The sequence below is a fragment of the Mycobacterium paraintracellulare genome, assembly GCF_000276825.1.
Lineage (GTDB): Bacteria > Actinomycetota > Actinomycetes > Mycobacteriales > Mycobacteriaceae > Mycobacterium > Mycobacterium intracellulare.
In genome coordinates, this window is record NC_016948.1 from 1932744 (window position 1) to 1950461 (window position 17718).

Sequence of the window (17718 nt, forward strand, 5' to 3'; positions counted from 1 at the left end):
AGACAATTCCGCGTCACGCATCGGTGTTCAGCCCGGCGTCGGCCACCCGGGTGAACTCGGCGCGCATCGTCTCGACGTAGCGGGAGACCGACCTACGCGCGACGTCGGTGCCGGGGTAGGCGACCACCAGCTGCGTTTTGTCGTGCATGCGATTGACCCACATGCACACCGTCTCCGACAGCCTGTTATCGCCCCACACCCCGGCACGCAGACCGTCGAAGTAGTCGCCGAACGGCAACTTGCGAATATCGATGTACGACAGCATCGGGACCGGACGGTCCGGAACCTCGATGGGGCCTGACGATCCGTCAGGCGACTCGAGCAAGTGGTAGTACGGCACGGCACCTAAAGCCGTGTTTGCATCGAACGATGCCTGGGCGGCGCTGACGACCTCGTCGAACGAAGCGCCGGCGGTCGGAATTGCCAACGGGACAAAACTGGCCAACCATCCGACCGCGGTGGCGTGGGCGGGATCCCGCCGGTTGTCGAATGGGGTGAGGCCGAAATACGTTGCGGCGCCCGTCAACCGGTGCTCGGTCAGGGCGGCGCAGGCGAACACGCCACCGCTGAAACGCGCGCCCGCGGCGCGGCACGCCGCTTCGAACCGCCGTCCCTGGTCGTCATCGATCAGGTCGAACACGTCGATGGCCCCCGGGGTATCGGCGGCCGCCTCGCCAAGTTCCAGCGGAAATTTCGGCAGCGCCCCGTTGTTCGCCGCGAGAAAGGCTCGCCACGAATGGATCTCGGGTGACTCTTCGGTCAGGCCCCTGGTGTACGCATGCTGATTCGCGCTGTATTCGCGATGGCTGGCGGCGGGTGCCAGCGGACACTGTGCCTGCTGCAACGCGCTGAAGTACATCGTCTGGATGTCGAGGAAGATCACCCCGGCCGACATACCGTCGGCGCGCAGGTGGTCGACGGCGATCAGGACCGTGAACCGGTCATCACCCTGGATGACGCCGAAGGTGAAGCAGTCCCATTGCAGGGGATCGGGCGTGTCGAGCAGGAGTTTGCGGATCTGCGGCGGTCCCATCTTTCCGAGATCCGTTGGCGCCAAAGTGATGACCTCCGGCTCGGCAATGACGTAGCGAAGGACCTCGTCGTCGTCACCGAAGGCGAACCGGTCGTGGTAGGTGTCGTGCCGCCGCAGGTGCGCATTCACCGCGTAGGTCATCGCATCGATATCACAGACACCGCTGATTTCCCAGGCCCCAATGCACAACCGTGGGATATCACGACCCCGGCTGACCTGGCGTCGGTAGTATCGAAGATGCTGCGACTGCTGATAACTCACCGGCGCCGGATGGTATTGCGCTTCGGCAACACGCCGGTAGGTGGTCGCGGTGGGGTACCAGGATACGACGGTGCCCTCGGCCGTCCAGTCCTCAACCGTTCCCAAGAACATGCGCTACCTTTCGTCCGTCAGCCGGTGACGCCAGTTCGGATGACCTTAATGGCACAGCGCATGAGTTGCTGAACAAGTTGAGGACCCGAGGAGCCCCGTTACGCGGGCCTCCCGATCGCCGCACCGCCGGATGCGTCGACCAATGCGCGCGAGGGAATACGTTCACCGTGATGTGAGTTGGCGACCCGCATGTTGTCAAGCGGCGCAAAGTCATGACCCGCCGGCGCACCCGCGGCGCAATCATAGAATTCCCCTCTCGGGCCCGAGCAATCTCTCAGGAACTTCTGACAACCCATGGTGTGCCCGTGTGAGGTAGTCAACGACAGGGAGCCGAATTAAATCGCGCGGTTAACACAGAACCGTTGGCCGAACAAGCATTTCTCTCGACGCGATGACCCAATCTGTCGATTCCCACCCACAGAGCGGCGCTGTCTCGGCGAGGCCACCCGAGACGATGCTGGGCCTGCCGAAACGGCGCTTCGGTTACCATATCGTGATGTATGGCCGTATTGGAATAGTGTCAGCAAAACCTTTCTTGCACCGGTGAGTCGGGCAAACAATCACACGATCCGCATAAGTTCCGCGGCGCTGCATCACATGCTCCCGTTGATGCGAAGCCTCGCATGGGATTCGGGCCGATTCCCGACTCCGGCAGCAAACTGCGGCCAACTGGGAATCCGGTCAATAGGGGGCGTCGCGGGCTTCCTCACATCTGAGAACGCATCGTTCCCCTATGCCCCTCAAGGCATTCGACGAGCCCAGGCCCAGGTCGTTTTGGCAGCGCACTGACACTTTGACGGCTTTGGCGCCGGGTTACGCGCAGACAAACAGCCCGGGATCATCGATGATGGTTCGGACACTCCCTCGTTCCCCTCCCGCGAGATTCGTACAGAAGGGACGTTGACGATGCCCGATGAGCTCCGGGGGCCGGCCAGGTTGTTCGATGCCCTGACCACCAAGGGCACCGCCTTCACCGAGGACGAGCGACGGCGATTGGGCCTGATGGGTCTGCTGCCGACGACGGTCAAGACCCTCGAGCAACAGGCCGAGCACTGCTGGCACGAATTCTCCACGCGCCGCGACGATCTCGACAAACACATCTACCTGCGGGCGTTGCAGGACCGCAACGAGACGTTGTTCTACCGGGTTTTGCTCGACCACATCCCCGAGGCTCTGCCGATCGTCTACACGCCCACGGTGGGGGAGGCCTGTCAGCGTTTCAGCGAGATCTACCGCCGGCCGCGGGGATTATTCGTGTCCTACGCCGAGGGGGAGTGCCTGGACGAGGTGCTCAACAATCGGCCCCAGCGCGAGGTCGACGTGATCGTGGTGACCGACGGGCAGCGGATCCTCGGCCTGGGCGATCAGGGCATCGGCGGCATAGGCATCCCGATCGGAAAGCTGTCCCTCTACACCCTCATTGGCGGCATCGACCCCGCTCGCACACTGCCGATCGTGCTCGATGTGGGAACCGACAACAGCGAACTGCTTGATGACCCTCGGTACCTGGGATGGCGGCACCGACGCGTCGACGACGACGATTACTACGCGTTCATCGACAAGTTCGTCGCCGCGGTACGCAAGCAGCTACCCCATGTGCTGCTGCAGTGGGAGGACTTCGCGTCCACACATGCGCAGCCGATCCTCGCTCGCTACCGCGACGAACTCCTTACCTTCAATGACGACATCCAGGGGACCGCCGCCGTCACCGTTGGGGCGCTGCACGGTGCCGCCAAGGTCGCGGGACGCCCCCTGTCGCAGCAACAGGTTGTCATGCTCGGCGCCGGCTCGGCCGGCATCGGTGTGCTCGACATGATTCGCCGCCAAATGGTGAACGAGGGATTGTCCGAAGGCGCTGCCTCGGAGCGCATCTGGGTCGTCGACGTGGAAGGGCTCCTCACCGATGACCGCACCGATCTGTCCGCCGCGCAGCGCGGGTTTGCCCAGCCGGCCGCCCGGGTGGCGGGCTGGGGCGTGTCCGGGCGCGCCCGGCTCGCCGATGTCGTCCACCGTGTCGACGTCGGCGTGCTGCTCGGCTTGTCCACCGCCGCGGGCGCGTTCACCGAAGCGATCGTGCGGGAACTCGCGGGCAAGACTGACCGACCGATCATCTTCCCGCTGTCCAACCCGACGAGCCGGGCCGAGGCGCACCCGGCGGAGTTGGATCGGTGGACCGACGGGCGTGCCCTGATCGCCACCGGATCGCCGTTCGCGCCGCTGCGCCGCGACGGGGTGGAACGCCCTGTCGCCCAATGCAATAACGTCTATATTTTCCCCGCGATGGGTTTGGCCGTCACAGCTGCCCAGGCGACCCGGGTGACCGACGAGATGATGCGCGTCGCCGCGGAGACGTTGGGCGAGGCGTCGCCCGCCCTCGCGGACCCCGACCGGCCGTTGCTGCCCGCGTGGTCGGACGTGCCCGATGTCGCCGTCCGCATCGCGCACGCGGTCGCCATGCAGGCCGTGGTGGACGGCGTCGCCCCGACGCGCGGCGACGCGGAGCTCGCCGACCGTATCGCCGAGGTGCGTTGGCGCCCGGAATATCCCACCGCCGTGAGTCAGTGAACACCGGCCGTCAGTAGACGTCGCGCACGTACCGGTGATTCTTGATCAGCTCGTTGACATAGGCGTGGGCGGCCTCGGCCTCCATCGCGCCGGCGTGGGCCACCAGCGCTCGCAACGCCTCGTCGACGTCCTTGGCCATTCGCTCGGCGTCGCCACACACGTACACGTGCGCACCCTCTTCGAGCCAGCCGAAGATTTCCGCGGCGTTCTCCCACATGCGATGCTGCACATACTGTTTCGTGGCATCCTTGTTTCCGTCGCGGGAGAACGCCAGGTCGAGTCGCGTGAGCACGCCCGATTCCCGGAAGCCGTGCAGCTCGTCGGCGTAGAGGAAGTCCAGCGCCCGATTCCGCGCGCCGAAGAACAGCCACGCCCGACCCGGCGCCCCGGCCGCCTGCCGTTCCTGCAGAAAGCCGCGGAACGGCGCAATGCCGGTCCCCGGACCGACCATGATGATCGGGACGTCAGCGCCGGGCAGGCGGAAGGTGTGATTCGGTCGCAGGTGCACGCGTGCCGTCTCGCTGCGGTCGGCCAGGAAGGTCGAGGCCACCCCGCCATACCGGCGCCCACGGGCGGTGTACCGCACCGTCGCCACCGTCAAATGCGCGCGATCGGGATGGACCACCGGGCTCGACGCGATCGAATAGTCACGGAATTGCAAGGGACGCAAGGTGTCCACGAGTTCGTCCACACTCAGCTCGCCCAGCCTGATCAGGTCGAGCACGTCCCTGCCGTACAACCACGTGCCGGGCTTCGCGGTTCCGTCACCGGCGAGGGCGGCGACCGCGTCGGCATCCCCGGCGCGGGATGCCACCAGCGCCCGCAGCGCCCGCGACGGAGCCCGAATATCCAGGTGGTGGGTCAGCAGGACGCCGAGCGGCTCGTCGTAGCCGGCCACCGCATGGTCGGGGCCCGCATCGAGTTCGGCGAGCACTGCGTCGACCAAGTCGGGGTCGTTGGCGACATGCACCGCGATCGAATCGCCGGCGCTGTAGGCGATTCCGGCGCCGGTGAGGTCCAACTCGTAGTGACGAACCTCCTTCTCCGAACCCGGCGCGCTGAGCAGCCGGTTCACGACTATCGGTGCCTCGAAACGTTGATGGTGATCCCGGCTCGGCGGGGGAGGAGCGGCCGTTGCCTCCTTGGCAACCGTCGCGACACGCGGTCCCGCATGAGCGCGGTCGGCGGCCAGCAGCTTGACCAGGTCGCCCGTCCACGCCGTCGCGAGTTGCTGGTAGGCGCCGTCCACATCGACACGCGCGGTCAGCCTGACCGCTCCCAGCGCTTGCAGGCGCTCGTCGAGGAGCCGGCCGGCATTGCAGAACAGTTCGTAACTGCTGTCGCCGAGCGCCAGCACGGCGAACTTCAAATGGTCGAGCCGGTCGGCGCTTTCGGCGCTGATCGCCTCCCAGAACAACGCGGCGCTGTCGGGGAACTCGCCGTCGCCGAACGTCGAGGTGACCACGATGAAATGGCTCGCCGATTGCAGGTCGGCGATTTCGACCTGGTTGAGTTCCACCGCTTCCGATTCGATGCCCATGGCTTCCTGGACGGCCTCGGCGAACGACATGGCCGCGTCTTCGGCGTTACCCATGTCGGTGCCGTAGCCCACGATCAGTGAAAACTTCGGTTGGGCGGTCATGGTCGCTTCCTCTGTGTGCGCGGACCTGTGTCGCCGACCGGGCGGGAGCACCGCCCGACCCAGGCCTAGCATAGGGTAGCCTAACCTAACTGACATGGAGGTTGCTCACATGCGCACCGCGATTCACCATCCGCTGGTATCGGGGATGGACATCCGCCGGGAGCTTCCGGTGCATGAGTCCAGCCGTCGCCTGCGTGCACTCTTTCCCGGGGGTCCCTTGGTGTATGGCATCGCCGTGCTCGACGATGTCTCGCGGCAGCGCTGGTGGCCTCTCGATTCACAGCGGACCGACGCGTTGCTGCGGGCGATGTTCGACGATGCGGCGAAAAACATCGGTCCCCACGCCGCCGCGCGGCAACTGGTGGCCAGCTTCATCCACGAGATCATCGGTCGGATGCTGCCGCTGGTGCTGCTGGAAGGAAGAGCCTGGGACGTCGGCCTGGAGAATCTCTGGCTGCACCGCGATCGCGACGGTGCAATCGATTGGGCCGCGGTGGTGGACCCCACGCTGCGCGTGCTGCCCGACGATCCCTGCGCGGCCGCGCGCAGTGGCGATGCCTTCGGGCGGCGCCCGCGCCGAGAGGGCGTGCTCACGCTGCCGAACGAAGCGGCACTGGCGATTTGGGTGGCGCATCGCTGCCACCGGAGCCTGTCGCGGCTGTTCGACTCCGTGCACGCAATCAGCAACGGCGCCGTCGCGGTCACGGCGATGTGGCACATCGTGGGGTCGGCGATCATCGGGGTGGCCGCCCAGATCCCGCGCCCGGCGCCCGTGGACGACCATGTGATCACCCGCCGAAGCCAGGCCATCCTCGATGCGATGGTCGGATTCGGGCTGCCAGTACGCCGATCACGCCGCGCGACAGCGGCTTTGGTCGCCGCACACGCCGGCTCAATCTGACACGGGCGGCCCCCTACGAATGCGGGAAGGCCGACGTCTTTGGCCGGTCGATACCAACTTCGATGTTCCCCTTGAACCACATACATACCGTGTGTATGTTAATACATACTGTATGTATGTGGAGGTGGGATCATGAGTGCCGTGCTCGAGGCCATAGCGGAAGAACGTAGGACCGTTTTGGAGCTTTGCTCGCAGATGCCGGATTCGATGTGGGCCAAGGACAGTGGGTGTTCGGGTTGGTCGGTGCAGGATCTCGTGTCCCATATGGCGTGCAGCTTCTGGTTGGCGGTCGACCCATCGGCCCTGCCCGATCCCGGCGATTTGCCGGCCGAGCGCGCGGCGGACATCTATGTCGAGTCGCGACGCTCGATGACCCCCCAAGAGGTCGTGGCCGATTACGAATCGGTGAGCGCGCGGGGTCTAGAGGTGCTCGCCGCCATCGAAGGTCAGGACGTCGACATTCCGATAGGCGATGTCGGCACCTATCCGGCGTCGGTCGTGCCGACAACCTTCGTCTTCGAAGCCTTCGTCCACATCCGGTACGACCTTTTTTCTCCGGGTGGGCCGCTGCAAGGTGCACCGCCGCCCGTCGACCAGCTACGGCTCGCGCCCACCCTCGATTGGATCGAAGCGGCCCTGCCGCAGCAGAACACGAGTCTGCTCAACGAGTTACAGACAGGCGTGGAGCTTCGCCTCGACGGCCTGTGCGCTCGGATCCTCCGCATCGGCGACCACGACGATGTCGCCTCGCACATCACGTCTGATTCGCAAGCTTTCGTGCGGTGGGTTACCCAGCGCGGTACCTGGGAAAGCTTGGGCGTTCAAGCCGAAGGGGATCCATCGACTCTGAACGTGATTCGCCGGCTCAGGGTGTTTTGAGTCCACCGCGGACCTCGACGCTACGCCGTCGGGCGGGACATCCCACGACCTCCGCGCGGTATGTATGAGAATGCACACGTGAGAGGCGGGGATTGATGGCGAAGGGCGGTCGTCGCACACAGGCAGAGCGCGCGGCCGGCACGCGTGAAGCGCTGGTCGCTGCCGCCCGGCCGTTGTTTGCGTCGTTGGGGTTTGCCGACGCATCCCTGGAAACGATCGTTCGCAACGCGGGGGTGACCCGCGGCGCCCTGTATCACCATTTCGCCGACAAGACAGAGCTATTCGCGGCGGTGTTCGAGCAGGTGGAGGGGGAGATGGCCGCCCGAATGGGAGACGCCGTCGCGGCGGCGGGGCACGGCGATCCCGTCGAGATCATGCGGCTGTGCGCCGCCCTGTGGTTGGACGCGTGCGCCGATCCCGAGATTCAACGCATCGTTTTGCTCGAGGCGCTGGCGGTGCTGGGATGGGAACGCTGGAGCGCCATCGGGCACCGGTACAACATCGGATTCGTCACGGCGCTGCTGACCGAGGCCATTGAGTCGGGCAGCATCCCGCGCCAGCCGATCGAGGCGACGGCCCTGACGATCATGGGGGCGCTGCGCGAAGCGACGCTCTACATCGCGCGTGCGGACGATTACCACCAGGCGCGGGCGGACGCCGGCGTGGTGATGGACAGACTCCTTAGCGCGTTGCGCACCAACGCGATTGGCTAATCTGTCGCCACGTGCGGCGGGTCGTAGATGACCAGGAAAACGAGTTCGTCAGAACCGACGTTTTTCAGACTGTGCACGACGTAGGCGGGCACCTTGACGAAGGTGCCCGCCTTGGTCTCCCAGCAATGCTCGCCCAGCTGAACGAGGCCGGCCCCGCGCAGGAAACAGAAAGCATGGTTGTAATCGTGATGATGCGGCGAGGATCCCCCGCCGGGGCCGAACTTCGTCAACTGCGCACTGAAACGTGTGGAGTAGTTATCGCCGGCCAGCTCGTCACTGACCCAGAAACTCGGTCCCAGACCGGTCTCGTGCCAGACGATCTCCTCGGGTGCGATGACATTCTGTAACACGTTGTGGCTCATGGGATTCTCCTTCGCAGCGAAAGCCTTGGTGCCCCGGCATCGTCACGCGGCAATGCTGCCGCCGCCATCGGCGCGAATGATCTGACCGGTGATATAGCCGGCGTCCTCGTCCAGCAATGCGCAGATGGCGTGCGCGATCTCGCGCGGTGCGCCAAGCCGGCGCAGCGGAATGGTTTGCAGGAGACGCGCTTCGCGCTCGGATCCGGCCGGACTGAGCTCGCGGTACATCTCGGTTTCGATCGGCCCGGGCGCCACCGCGTTGACCGTGATGCCGGACTGCGCGAGCTCTCCCGCCCAGATCCGCGTGCACGCTTCCAGCGCCCCTTTGGTGGCGGCGTAGGGCGTGCGCTCCGCGGTGCCCAGTGTCGTCATGCTCGTGACATTGACGATGCGGCCCCACCCGGCCGACAGCATCCCGGGCAGCACCGCTTGCACGACCTGCACCGCGGTGCGCACGTTCAGGTCGTAGGTGGTGAACAGGTCATCCAACTCGATCGAACCGATCCGGCCGAACCGCGCGACGCCGACGTTGTTGACCACGGCGTCGACGCGCCCATCCCGCAGGGCTCGCTCGAGTACCGCGTCGGTGGCGGCGCGGTCGGTGAGGTCCACCGCGTAGAACTCACCCGGGAAGTCGTCCGGCCTGGCGCGCGCGAGGCCAACCGGCATGTCGCCCGACACCGCGAGACGGTCGGCGACGGCCCGGCCGATTCCCTTCGACGCCCCGGTGATCAGCACTCGCTTTGCGGTCATGGTGTCCTCCTTGGCACGTATTCCGATGATTACTTAAACATTTTGGAAAGCCAATCAGACATAACGTTGTTGATATGGCTGATGACTTTGGCCTTATGGAGGACGGATGACGACGTTGTCGCAGCTCAAGACGTTTATTGCGGTGGTCGACCAGGGCGGCTTCACGGCGGCGAGCCGACGGCTGGGGCTCTCGCAGCCGGCCGTCAGCCGCACGATCGCCACCCTCGAAAAAGAACTGGGGTTGCCGCTGTTCATGCGCCGCCGGGATGGCCTCGCGTTGACCGAAGCCGGAGCCGTTGCGCTGACACATGCGCGGGAAGCGGTGCGGCAGTTGACGTTGATGCGCACCGAAGTCGCCGGATTGGCGGGCGACATCACCGGGACGCTGAGTCTGGCCAGTCTGCCGACAGCGACCGCCACGCTCATCGCGCCGCAACTAAGGACCTTCGCCCGGCGGCATCCGGCCGTCACCATTCGGCTGCTGGAGGGGAGCAAGGAAGAAATCTTGGACTGGCTCGACCAAGGCGCAGCCGAAGCCGGTGTGGTCAGCTTGCCGAGCAAGGGCCTCGACGCGGCGGTACTCGGCGTGCAAGAAATGGTCGCGGTGGTGCCGGCCGACAGCCGGCTGGCGGCCAAGGACATCGTCACCTACGCCGACCTGGCCAAGGAGCCTTTTGTTCGCGGCACCGGCGGCTGCGCCGATGTGTTCATGCCGATTGCGCGGCGGCAGGGCATCGAATTCGACCTGGCCTTCGAAGCCCGCGAGATCGGGGCGACGCTCGAAATCGTGCGAGCCGGGTTGGGCGTGAGCATCCTGCCCAGCGCCGGCCTCCCCGAGCTGCCCGGTGTCGTAGTGCGGCCGCTGTTGCCCCTGACCGAACGGCGTCTGGGCATCGCGGTGTCCGCGAGTGCGTCGGCGCCCGCACGGGCTTTTCTCGACCAGATCGCCGCACTCGATCTGGATTAGGCTCGGTGACAACGGCTTTGCGGTCGCACATGGCTTCACGCCTGTCTGTTGCCCTCGGATGCCGTAACGGGCTGTCAAGTGGTCGAGCCCCACGTGGTATGTTCGCCGTCGTGAACATCGGCGTGCGCGCGTATTGGCGCTTTATCGAGGCTCCGGGCGGAGCCGGCGATGAGGCGTCTGGTTGACGCACCCGCACGACTGAGACCCGGAGCCCAGCAGTGACCACACGGTCGCTGCTTTTCGCTTTTCAGGGCATCGGGAACCAGCGGCGTGCCCTGGCAGCCAACACAGAAAGACACACCCACCATGTCCCTCACCGACGTCACCACAGCTGTCGACACGTCCGACCATCGGATCGTCTCGTTCCGAGAACTCTCGGCTCCGGCCGCGATTCGCACCGAACTGCCACTGACACCCGCGCGCGCCGAGGCCGTCCAGCGCGACCGCGACGAGGTGTCGGCGATCCTGGCCGGCCACGACGACCGCCTGCTACTCGTGGTCGGCCCGTGCTCGGTGCACGATCCGGCCGCCGCGCTCGACTACGCACACAGGCTCGCCCCGCTTGCGACCCGGTACGCCGAACGGCTGAAGATCGTGATGCGGGTCTACTTCGAAAAGCCGCGCACCACCGTCGGGTGGAAGGGGCTCATCAACGACCCCGCCATGGACGGCAGCTTCGACGTGGAACGTGGGATCCGCACCGCACGAGGGTTGCTGCTCGACATCATCGACGTCGGCCTCCCGGTGGGCTGCGAATTCTTGGAGCCCACCAGCCCGCAGTACATCGCCGACGCCGTCGCCTGGGGCGCCATCGGCGCGCGGACCACCGAGTCGCAGGTGCACCGCCAGTTGGCATCGGGGCTGTCGATGCCGATCGGATTCAAGAACGGCACCGATGGCAACATCCAAGTCGCCATCGACGGCGTCAAAGCTGCGGCGGCGCCCCACCATTTCTTCGGGACCGACGACGTGGGCCGCGCGGCCGTCGTCGAGACCATGGGCAATCCCGACTGCCACGTGATCCTGCGGGGCGGTACCGCCGGCCCGAATTACGATGCGGCCTCGGTGGTCACGGCCATCGAACGGCTGCGCAAGGTCGGGCTGTCCGAGCTGGTCATGATCGACTGCTCACACGCCAACTCCGCCAAAGACCACGTGCGACAGGCGGAGGTCGCCGCCGAGGTGAGCGCGCGCATCGCGGCGGGCGAGCGCGGCATCGCCGGCCTGATGCTGGAGAGCTTTTTGGTGGCCGGCGCCCAATCGCTCAGCGGCGAACTGACATACGGCCAATCCGTCACCGACGCCTGCATGGACTTCGCGACCACGGCGGAATTGCTGGCGAAGCTTTACGCGGCGATGGGTGATCGCGGGTAGGTGGCCCTGAGGCGGACAGGGCCGCGCCGAGTGTGGGGCCTAGGCACGGATTTGGTTCATTTTTCGTCCATACACTCGGTGAACCCAGCGCCCTTGCAAACCAACTAGTGATCGCGGCTACCATACGCACGGCGTGGTGCTAGCGCGCCGAAATCTGGCCGGCGATCGCCTTTTTGTCGATCTTGCCGATCGGCGTGGTGGGCAGCGTGGTCATCGGAACCAAGACGTCGGGACGCGCGTGCGCGGCCACGCCACGCCCGTCGAGGTAGCCGTTAAGCTCCGCGAGCGATAGCTCAGGGCCGTTGAAAACGATTGCCGCACAGATCTTCTCGCCCAGATAAGGGTCGGGGAGCGCCACCGCGGCCGCCGAGAAGATCGCCGGGTGGCTGTGCATCTGCTCCTCGAGGTCCGCCGCGGAGATGGTTTCGCCGCCGCGGCAGATGACGTCTTTGACGCGGCCGGTGACCACGACGTAGCCGTCGTCGGTGATCCGGACCAGGTCACCGCTGCGGAAGAAACCTTGCGCGTCAAAGCAGCGCTCGTTGTCGCGCTCGGCGCGAAAGTAGCCGTTGAACGTGTAGGGTCCGCGGACCAGCAATTCGCCTTCCTCGCCGGGGGGCATGGGCTCACCGGCCGCATTGACGACGCGCAGTTCGTCGGCGGCGGACAACGGCCGGCCCTGCGTGTGCTCGGTGAGTTCGGGCGGATCGTCGGGGCGCGTGTAGTTCAGCAGCCCCTCGGCCATCCCGAACACCTGCTGCAGGCCCGGCGTCAAGGCGGTGCGCACCAGGCGGGCGTCCTCGGGCTCCAGCTTGGCGCCACCGACTTGTAAGAGCCGCAAGGTTTTTGGAGTCACCGGTTCCCACTCGCAGGCCTGCGCCCACAGTTTGGCCAGGGCCGGCACCAGGGCGGTGACCGTGACGCCGTGGCGGTCGATGGCGGCGAAGGCCGCCTCGGGGCTGGGATCGGTGCCGAAGACGGTGGTGGCGCCCACCGTCATCGCGCCGAGCAGGCCGGGACAGGCGAGGGGAAAATTGTGACCGGCCGACAGCACCGCCAGATAGACGTCATCGCAGGTGAGCCGGCAGAGTTCGGCGCTGGCCGTCGCGTTGAACACGTAATCGTCGTGGGTGCGGGGGATGAGCTTGGGTGTGCCCGTGGTCCCGCCGGAAACCAGAAGCAGCGCAGGCGATCCCGGGTCGGCCGAGGACGGCGGGCCGGGCGCCTGCTCGCACAACTGCGCCCACGAGGTGAACGGCCCCGGATCGCCGTCGACGATGACGTGCCGCAGCGTTGGGTGTTCCTCGATGAGGCCGAGCGCCATCGTGCGATAGTCGAAACCCGCCGCGGTATCGGCGATCAACAGACCGGTGGCCGCGCTGACCGCGGCGAAATGCCCGAGCTCGGCGGCCCGGTGTCCCGGCAGGCACATCACCGGGACCGCCCCCGCCCGCAGCAACCCGAACAAGGCCACCGCGAACTGGCAGCTGTTCGGCAACTGCAGCAGCACCCGGTCGCCCGGCGCGATACCCAGTGCCCGCAGGCCGCCGGCCGCGCGGTTAGCCTGGTCGTCGAGGTCCGCATAACTGAAGCCGGTACCGCCCACGGCGTCGCGCACCGCGGTTCGATCGGGCCACTGCCGAGCCGCGTCGGTCAGGATCGTGTCCAGCGTCCGTCCAGCCCAATAGCCGGCCGCCCGATAGGCGGCGGCGCGATCAGCGGGGAAGGGCACGAACCCGTCGAGGACTCCGGCCGGCGGCGTTGTGTTCGGGGTCATGGCTCCTTAGACGGGGGCTTAGTAGCGGGGATGCACGGAGTAAGGATAGGGTAACCAAAAAATTAGGGCAGCCTGTGCTAATTCAGGGAGGGTCTGTGGTGCACGCCCCGGCACGCTCGGAGGACATCCGGGCGGAGGTGGCCGAACTCCTCGGCGTCGACGCCGATGCAGTTCAGCCGGGTAGCAACCTCATCGGTCAGGGCCTGGACTCGATCCGGATCATGACCCTGGCCGGGCGCTGGCGCCGCCAGGGCATCGCCGTCGACTTCGCCACGCTCGCCGAAACGCCGACGGTCGAGGCCTGGGCGGAATTGGTCAACGCCGGCAAGCCGAGCGCTGATCGGCCGGCCGAGCCCGCCGATGCACCCGCGGACGCTGCGCGGTCCGGGGAGGACGAGCCCTTTTCGCTGGCCCCGATGCAGCACGCGATGTGGGTCGGCCGCCAGGAAAACCAGCAGCTCGGCGGCGTCGCGGGACACCTCTACGTCGAATTCGACGGCGGAGGAATCGATCCGGAACGCCTGCGCGCCGCGGCCACCGCGCTGGCACGGCGCCATCCGATGCTGCGGGTGCGGTTCCTGCCCGACGGCACCCAGCGCATCGCCCCGGCCGACGAGTTCGGCCCCTTCCCGGTCCACGTCGAGGACCTGCGCGAGCGGAGCACCGGCGAGGCCGACCGGCGGCTCGCCGCCATCCGCGCCGCCAAATCACACCAGCAGCTCGACGGCGCGGTGTTCGAGCTCGCGGTGACGCTGCTGCCGGCCGAACGGTCGCGGCTGCACGTCGACCTGGACATGCAGGCCGCCGACGCGATGAGCTACCGCACCCTGATGGCCGACCTGGCGGCGCTCTACCTCGGCCGCGACCTACCCGAACTGGGCTACACCTACCGGCAGTACCGCCACGCCATCGAGGCCGAGGACGCGCGGCCGCAACCGGCCCGCGACGCGGACCGCGCCTGGTGGGCGCGGCGCCTTCCCGAGCTGCCAGACCCGCCCGCCCTGCCGACCACCGGGGGCCGCGCCGAGAACCAAAGCACCCGGCGCTGGCACTGGCTGGACCCGCACACCCGCGATGCGCTCTTCGCCCGCGCCCAGGCCCGCGGGTTCACCCCGGCGATGGCGCTGGCCGCGGGGTTCGCCAACACGCTGGCGCGCTGGTCGACCACCTCGCGCTTCCTGCTGAACGTCCCGCTGTTCGGGCGCCAGGCGCTGCACCCGGACGTCGACTCCCTGGTCGGTGACTTCACCTCCTCGCTGCTGCTCGACGTCGACCTCACCCGCGCGAACACCGCGGCGGCACGGGCCCAGGTGGTGCAGGACGCGATGCGCACCGCCGCCGCCCATTCGGCCTATCCCGGTTTGGCGGTCCTTCGTGACCTCAGCCGTCATCGCGGCACCCAGGTGCTCGCGCCCGTCGTCTTCACCAGCGCGCTCGGACTCGGCGAGCTGTTCAGCTCCGACGTGACCGGCCAATTCGGCACACCGGGATGGATCATCTCCCAGGGGCCGCAGGTGCTGCTGGACGCGCAAGTCACCGAATTCGACGGCGGCGTCCTGGTGAATTGGGATGTGCGCGAAGGCGTCTTCCCTGCCGGCGTCATCGACGCGATGTTCGCGCATCACATCGACGAGCTGCTCCGGCTGGCCTCCGCCGACGAAGCCTGGGAGGCGCCGGGCCCCCCGGCACTGCCCGAGGCTCAGCGCGCGGTGCGCGAGGCGGCCAACGGCCGCACCGCCGAACCGAGCGGAGAAGCCTTGCACGACGGGTTCTTTCGGCAAGCCGAGCAGCGACCCGATGCGCCGGCGGTCTTCGCCAGTTCCGGTGACCTCAGCTACGCGCAGCTACGCGACCAGGCGCTGGCCGTGGCGGCCGCGCTGCGTGCGGCCGGCGTCACCGCCGGGGACACCATCGCGGTGATGGGCCCCAAAACCGCCGAGCAGATTCCCGCGCTGCTGGGCATCCTGTCCGTCGGTGCCGTCTATCTGCCGATCGGCGTCGACCAGCCACGCGACCGCGCCGAGTGCATCCTCGAGTCCGGCGGGGTGAGCCTGGCCGTGGTGTGCGGAGGACAACGCCTGTCCATGCCGGTGCCCGAGGTGGTGCTCGCCGACATCCTCGGCGGCGCGCCCGCGAGCACCGAGATCACTTCAGCGAGAGTCGATCCCGCCGCGCTCGCCTACGTGTTGTTCACCTCCGGCTCCACCGGCGAACCCAAAGGCGTCGAGGTCACCCACGACGCGGCGATGAACACCGTGGAATTCATCGGCCGCCACTTCGACATCGGCCCCGCGGATCGATGCCTGGCCCTATCGACCCTCGAGGGCGACATCTCGGTCATGGACGTGTTCGTCACCCTGCGCACCGGCGGCTCCATCGTCGTGGTCGACGAAGCCCAGCGACGTGATCCCGACGCCTGGGCCCGGCTCATCGACGCCCACCAGGTCACCGTGCTGCATTTCATGCCCGGCTGGCTCGAGATGCTGGTCGAGGTCGGCCGCGGGCGGCTGTCCTCGGTGCGGGTGGTGCCCACCGGAGGCGACTGGGTGCGCCCCGAGGTGGTGCGCCGGCTGCGGGCCGAAGCCCCCAACCTCCGGTTCGCCGGCCTCGGGGGAGCTACCGAAACCCCGGTGCACAACAGCATTTTCGAGGTGACCGAGCCGATACCCGACGACTGGACGGCGCTGCCGTTCGGCGTCCCGCTGCCCAACAACGCCTGCCGCGTCGTCGACGACACCGGCGCCGACTGTCCCGACTGGGTGCCCGGCGAGTACTGGGTGTCCGGCCGCGGCATCGCGCGCGGCTACCGCGGACGCCCCGATCTCACCGCCGAACGCTTCGTCGAACACGACGGCCGAATCTGGTATCGCACCGGCGATCTGGTCCGCTACTGGCCCGACGGCACCCTCGAATTCGTCGGCCGAGCCGACCACCGCGTCAAGATCAGCGGGTACCGCGTCGAGCTCGGCGAGGTCGAGACCGCGTTGCGGCGCGTGCCGGGGGTGCGCACGGCGGTGGCCGCGTTGATCGCCGTGTCCGGCGAATCCGATGTGCTGGCCGCGCAGGTGTGCGCGGACGATGCCTCCGTGACCGCCGAGGGAATCCGGCAGGCTCTCGCCGACCTCGTTCCCGCGCACATGATTCCGCGCCACATCACGGTCGTGGAGCGGATCGGTTTCACCGATGCCGGAAAGCTCGACCGGCGCGCCGTGGCGCGCGAATTGGAAAGCGCCGTTTCGCAATCGCAGCGGCCGGGCCACCGCGCGCCGTCGACGCCACTTCAATCCGCGCTCGCCATGATCGTGGGCGACCTGCTCGGCCGCCAGAACATCGGTATCGACGACGACTTCTTCGCCCTCGGCGGTGACTCGGTGCTGGCCACACAGGCGGTGGCGCGAATTCGGGCCTGGCTGGACGCGCCGGACATCATGGTCGCCGACATCTTCGCCAACCGAACCGTGTCGGCGCTGGCCGCGGTCCTCGGGGCCGGTGAGCGCGACCCCGGCCGGCTTGACCAGGTCGCCGAGCTATATCTGGAGGTTATCGGCATGGACGCCGAATCGGTTCTGGCGGCCTCTCAGCAACCCGCGAAATCGTAAACGGTGCAATGACATTGAATAATCTGATCACCGTGTCTTCCACGTTCCCGTCCTGGATCAAGCTGACCCGGGGCCGCAACGACGGGTCGGCGGACCGCCGTGCGGGCGCCACGGTGGTATTTCCGCATGCCGGTGCGGCCGCCGCGAGCTATCGGGTGCTGGCGGCGGCGCTGGCCGCCGGTGGCGACACCTACGTCGTGCAGTATCCACAGCGGGCCGACCGCCTCAGCGAGCCCGCACACGAAAGCGTGCACGACCTGGCCGCCGGCCTCTTCCAGGCCGCACCATGGCCCAGCGTCGCACCGCTGACGTTGTTCGGCCACAGCATGGGTGCCGTCGTCGCCTTCGAATTCGCCCGCGTCGCCGAGACGCACGGTGCGGCCGTCCGCAAACTCTGGGTATCGGCGGGTCCGCCGCCGTGCGTCGTCGCCGACATGCCCGAACTGCCGACCAGCGACGACGGGCTGCTGGCGGACATCGCCGATTTGGGCGGCACCGACCCGGAACTGCTTGCCGACGAAGAGTTCTCGGAACTACTGACCACCGCGGTGCGCGCCGACTACGAGGCCTTCAACCGCTACGACCCGAGCCCCGACGTCCGCATCGGCGCCGACATCCACGTGTTGGGTGGACATGACGACCACCGCATCGGGACCGGTGTGCTGCGCCAGTGGGAAAAACACACCGCGGGATCCTTCGCCGTGTCGCTGTATGAGGGCGGGCACTTCTACGTCTACGACCATGTCGACGCGGTCGCCGCGCAGGTGAATGCCGGGTGATA

Annotated in this window: 13 protein-coding genes; 8 read left to right on the forward strand and 5 right to left on the reverse strand. The window is 67.2% G+C overall.

Going from position 1 to position 17718, the window contains the following annotated elements:
* Positions 1 to 13 precede the first annotated feature (13 nt).
* Positions 14 to 1405, reverse strand: a complete 1392-nt coding sequence (locus tag OCQ_RS09110) for a condensation domain-containing protein (protein WP_014384372.1) — start codon at positions 1403 to 1405, stop codon at positions 14 to 16.
* Between the two features lie 906 nt (positions 1406 to 2311).
* On the opposite strand from OCQ_RS09110, the gene OCQ_RS09115 reads away from it, so the two are divergent.
* Positions 2312 to 3970, forward strand: a complete 1659-nt coding sequence (locus OCQ_RS09115) for an NAD-dependent malic enzyme (RefSeq protein ID WP_041784909.1) — start codon at positions 2312 to 2314, stop codon at positions 3968 to 3970.
* 10 nt (positions 3971 to 3980) lie between these two features.
* Here the strand turns inward: OCQ_RS09115 and OCQ_RS09120 are convergent, their stop codons facing one another.
* Positions 3981 to 5612 carry a diflavin oxidoreductase gene (locus OCQ_RS09120; protein WP_014384374.1) on the reverse strand — a complete coding sequence of 544 codons (1632 nt, stop codon included), beginning with the start codon at positions 5610 to 5612 and terminating at the stop codon, positions 3981 to 3983.
* A 109-nt stretch (positions 5613 to 5721) separates the two neighbouring features.
* Here OCQ_RS09120 and OCQ_RS09125 point away from each other — a divergent pair, with 109 nt between their 5' ends.
* From OCQ_RS09125 to OCQ_RS09135, 3 genes are all read left to right on the forward strand, one after another.
* On the forward strand, positions 5722 to 6513 hold the full coding sequence (locus OCQ_RS09125; protein ID WP_041784912.1) for a hypothetical protein: 792 nt from the start codon (positions 5722 to 5724) through the stop codon (positions 6511 to 6513).
* Between the two features lie 195 nt (positions 6514 to 6708).
* Positions 6709 to 7392 carry a maleylpyruvate isomerase N-terminal domain-containing protein gene (locus OCQ_RS09130; protein WP_041784914.1) on the forward strand — a complete coding sequence of 228 codons (684 nt, stop codon included), beginning with the start codon at positions 6709 to 6711 and terminating at the stop codon, positions 7390 to 7392.
* A gap of 95 nt (positions 7393 to 7487) precedes the next feature.
* Complete coding sequence (locus tag OCQ_RS09135; protein ID WP_009955693.1) at positions 7488 to 8105, forward strand: TetR/AcrR family transcriptional regulator; 618 nt, start codon at positions 7488 to 7490, stop codon at positions 8103 to 8105.
* Here the strand turns inward: OCQ_RS09135 and OCQ_RS09140 are convergent.
* Together OCQ_RS09140 and OCQ_RS09145 are read right to left on the reverse strand one after the other, a co-directional pair.
* Positions 8102 to 8467, reverse strand: a complete 366-nt coding sequence (locus OCQ_RS09140; RefSeq protein WP_014379789.1) for a cupin domain-containing protein — start codon at positions 8465 to 8467, stop codon at positions 8102 to 8104. The two genes, OCQ_RS09135 and OCQ_RS09140, sit on opposite strands and share 4 nt — an antisense overlap.
* A 42-nt stretch (positions 8468 to 8509) precedes the next feature.
* The gene (locus OCQ_RS09145; RefSeq protein WP_009976223.1) at positions 8510 to 9220 is read right to left on the reverse strand and encodes an SDR family oxidoreductase; all 711 of its coding nucleotides are present in this window, start codon (positions 9218 to 9220) and stop codon (positions 8510 to 8512) included.
* A 106-nt stretch (positions 9221 to 9326) separates the two neighbouring features.
* Between OCQ_RS09145 and OCQ_RS09150 the strand changes: the two genes are divergently transcribed.
* Together OCQ_RS09150 and OCQ_RS09155 are read left to right on the forward strand one after the other, a co-directional pair.
* Positions 9327 to 10187 (forward strand): LysR family transcriptional regulator, encoded by an 861-nt coding sequence (locus OCQ_RS09150; protein ID WP_014384377.1) that lies wholly within the window; start codon positions 9327 to 9329, stop codon positions 10185 to 10187.
* Positions 10188 to 10493: 306 nt separating this feature from the next.
* On the forward strand, positions 10494 to 11561 hold the full coding sequence (locus tag OCQ_RS09155; protein WP_009955698.1) for a 3-deoxy-7-phosphoheptulonate synthase: 1068 nt from the start codon (positions 10494 to 10496) through the stop codon (positions 11559 to 11561).
* 139 nt (positions 11562 to 11700) lie between these two features.
* On the opposite strand, the gene OCQ_RS09160 is transcribed toward OCQ_RS09155, so the two are convergent.
* Positions 11701 to 13338 carry a (2,3-dihydroxybenzoyl)adenylate synthase gene (locus OCQ_RS09160; RefSeq protein WP_014384379.1) on the reverse strand — a complete coding sequence of 546 codons (1638 nt, stop codon included), beginning with the start codon at positions 13336 to 13338 and terminating at the stop codon, positions 11701 to 11703.
* A 95-nt stretch (positions 13339 to 13433) separates the two neighbouring features.
* Here OCQ_RS09160 and OCQ_RS09165 point away from each other — a divergent pair, with 95 nt between their 5' ends.
* Positions 13434 to 16937, forward strand: a complete 3504-nt coding sequence (locus OCQ_RS09165; RefSeq protein WP_014384380.1) for a non-ribosomal peptide synthetase — start codon at positions 13434 to 13436, stop codon at positions 16935 to 16937.
* Between the two features lie 8 nt (positions 16938 to 16945).
* Positions 16946 to 17716, forward strand: a complete 771-nt coding sequence (locus OCQ_RS09170; RefSeq protein WP_008255555.1) for a thioesterase II family protein — start codon at positions 16946 to 16948, stop codon at positions 17714 to 17716.
* Positions 17717 to 17718: the final 2 nt, after the last annotated feature.

Coding starts and splice junctions, on each gene's coding strand:
- OCQ_RS09170 (WP_008255555.1), top strand. CDS start 16,946: ATGACATTGAATAATCTGATCACCGTGTCTTCCACGTTCCCGTCCTGG.
- OCQ_RS09150 (WP_014384377.1), top strand. CDS start 9,327: ATGACGACGTTGTCGCAGCTCAAGACGTTTATTGCGGTGGTCGACCAG.
- OCQ_RS09130 (WP_041784914.1), top strand. CDS start 6,709: ATGCCGGATTCGATGTGGGCCAAGGACAGTGGGTGTTCGGGTTGGTCG.
- OCQ_RS09125 (WP_041784912.1), top strand. CDS start 5,722: ATGCGCACCGCGATTCACCATCCGCTGGTATCGGGGATGGACATCCGC.
- OCQ_RS09160 (WP_014384379.1), bottom strand. CDS start 13,338: ATGACCCCGAACACAACGCCGCCGGCCGGAGTCCTCGACGGGTTCGTG.
- OCQ_RS09145 (WP_009976223.1), bottom strand. CDS start 9,220: ATGACCGCAAAGCGAGTGCTGATCACCGGGGCGTCGAAGGGAATCGGC.
- OCQ_RS09110 (WP_014384372.1), bottom strand. CDS start 1,405: ATGTTCTTGGGAACGGTTGAGGACTGGACGGCCGAGGGCACCGTCGTA.
- OCQ_RS09155 (WP_009955698.1), top strand. CDS start 10,494: ATGTCCCTCACCGACGTCACCACAGCTGTCGACACGTCCGACCATCGG.
- OCQ_RS09135 (WP_009955693.1), top strand. CDS start 7,488: ATGGCGAAGGGCGGTCGTCGCACACAGGCAGAGCGCGCGGCCGGCACG.
- OCQ_RS09115 (WP_041784909.1), top strand. CDS start 2,312: ATGCCCGATGAGCTCCGGGGGCCGGCCAGGTTGTTCGATGCCCTGACC.
- OCQ_RS09120 (WP_014384374.1), bottom strand. CDS start 5,612: ATGACCGCCCAACCGAAGTTTTCACTGATCGTGGGCTACGGCACCGAC.
- OCQ_RS09140 (WP_014379789.1), bottom strand. CDS start 8,467: ATGAGCCACAACGTGTTACAGAATGTCATCGCACCCGAGGAGATCGTC.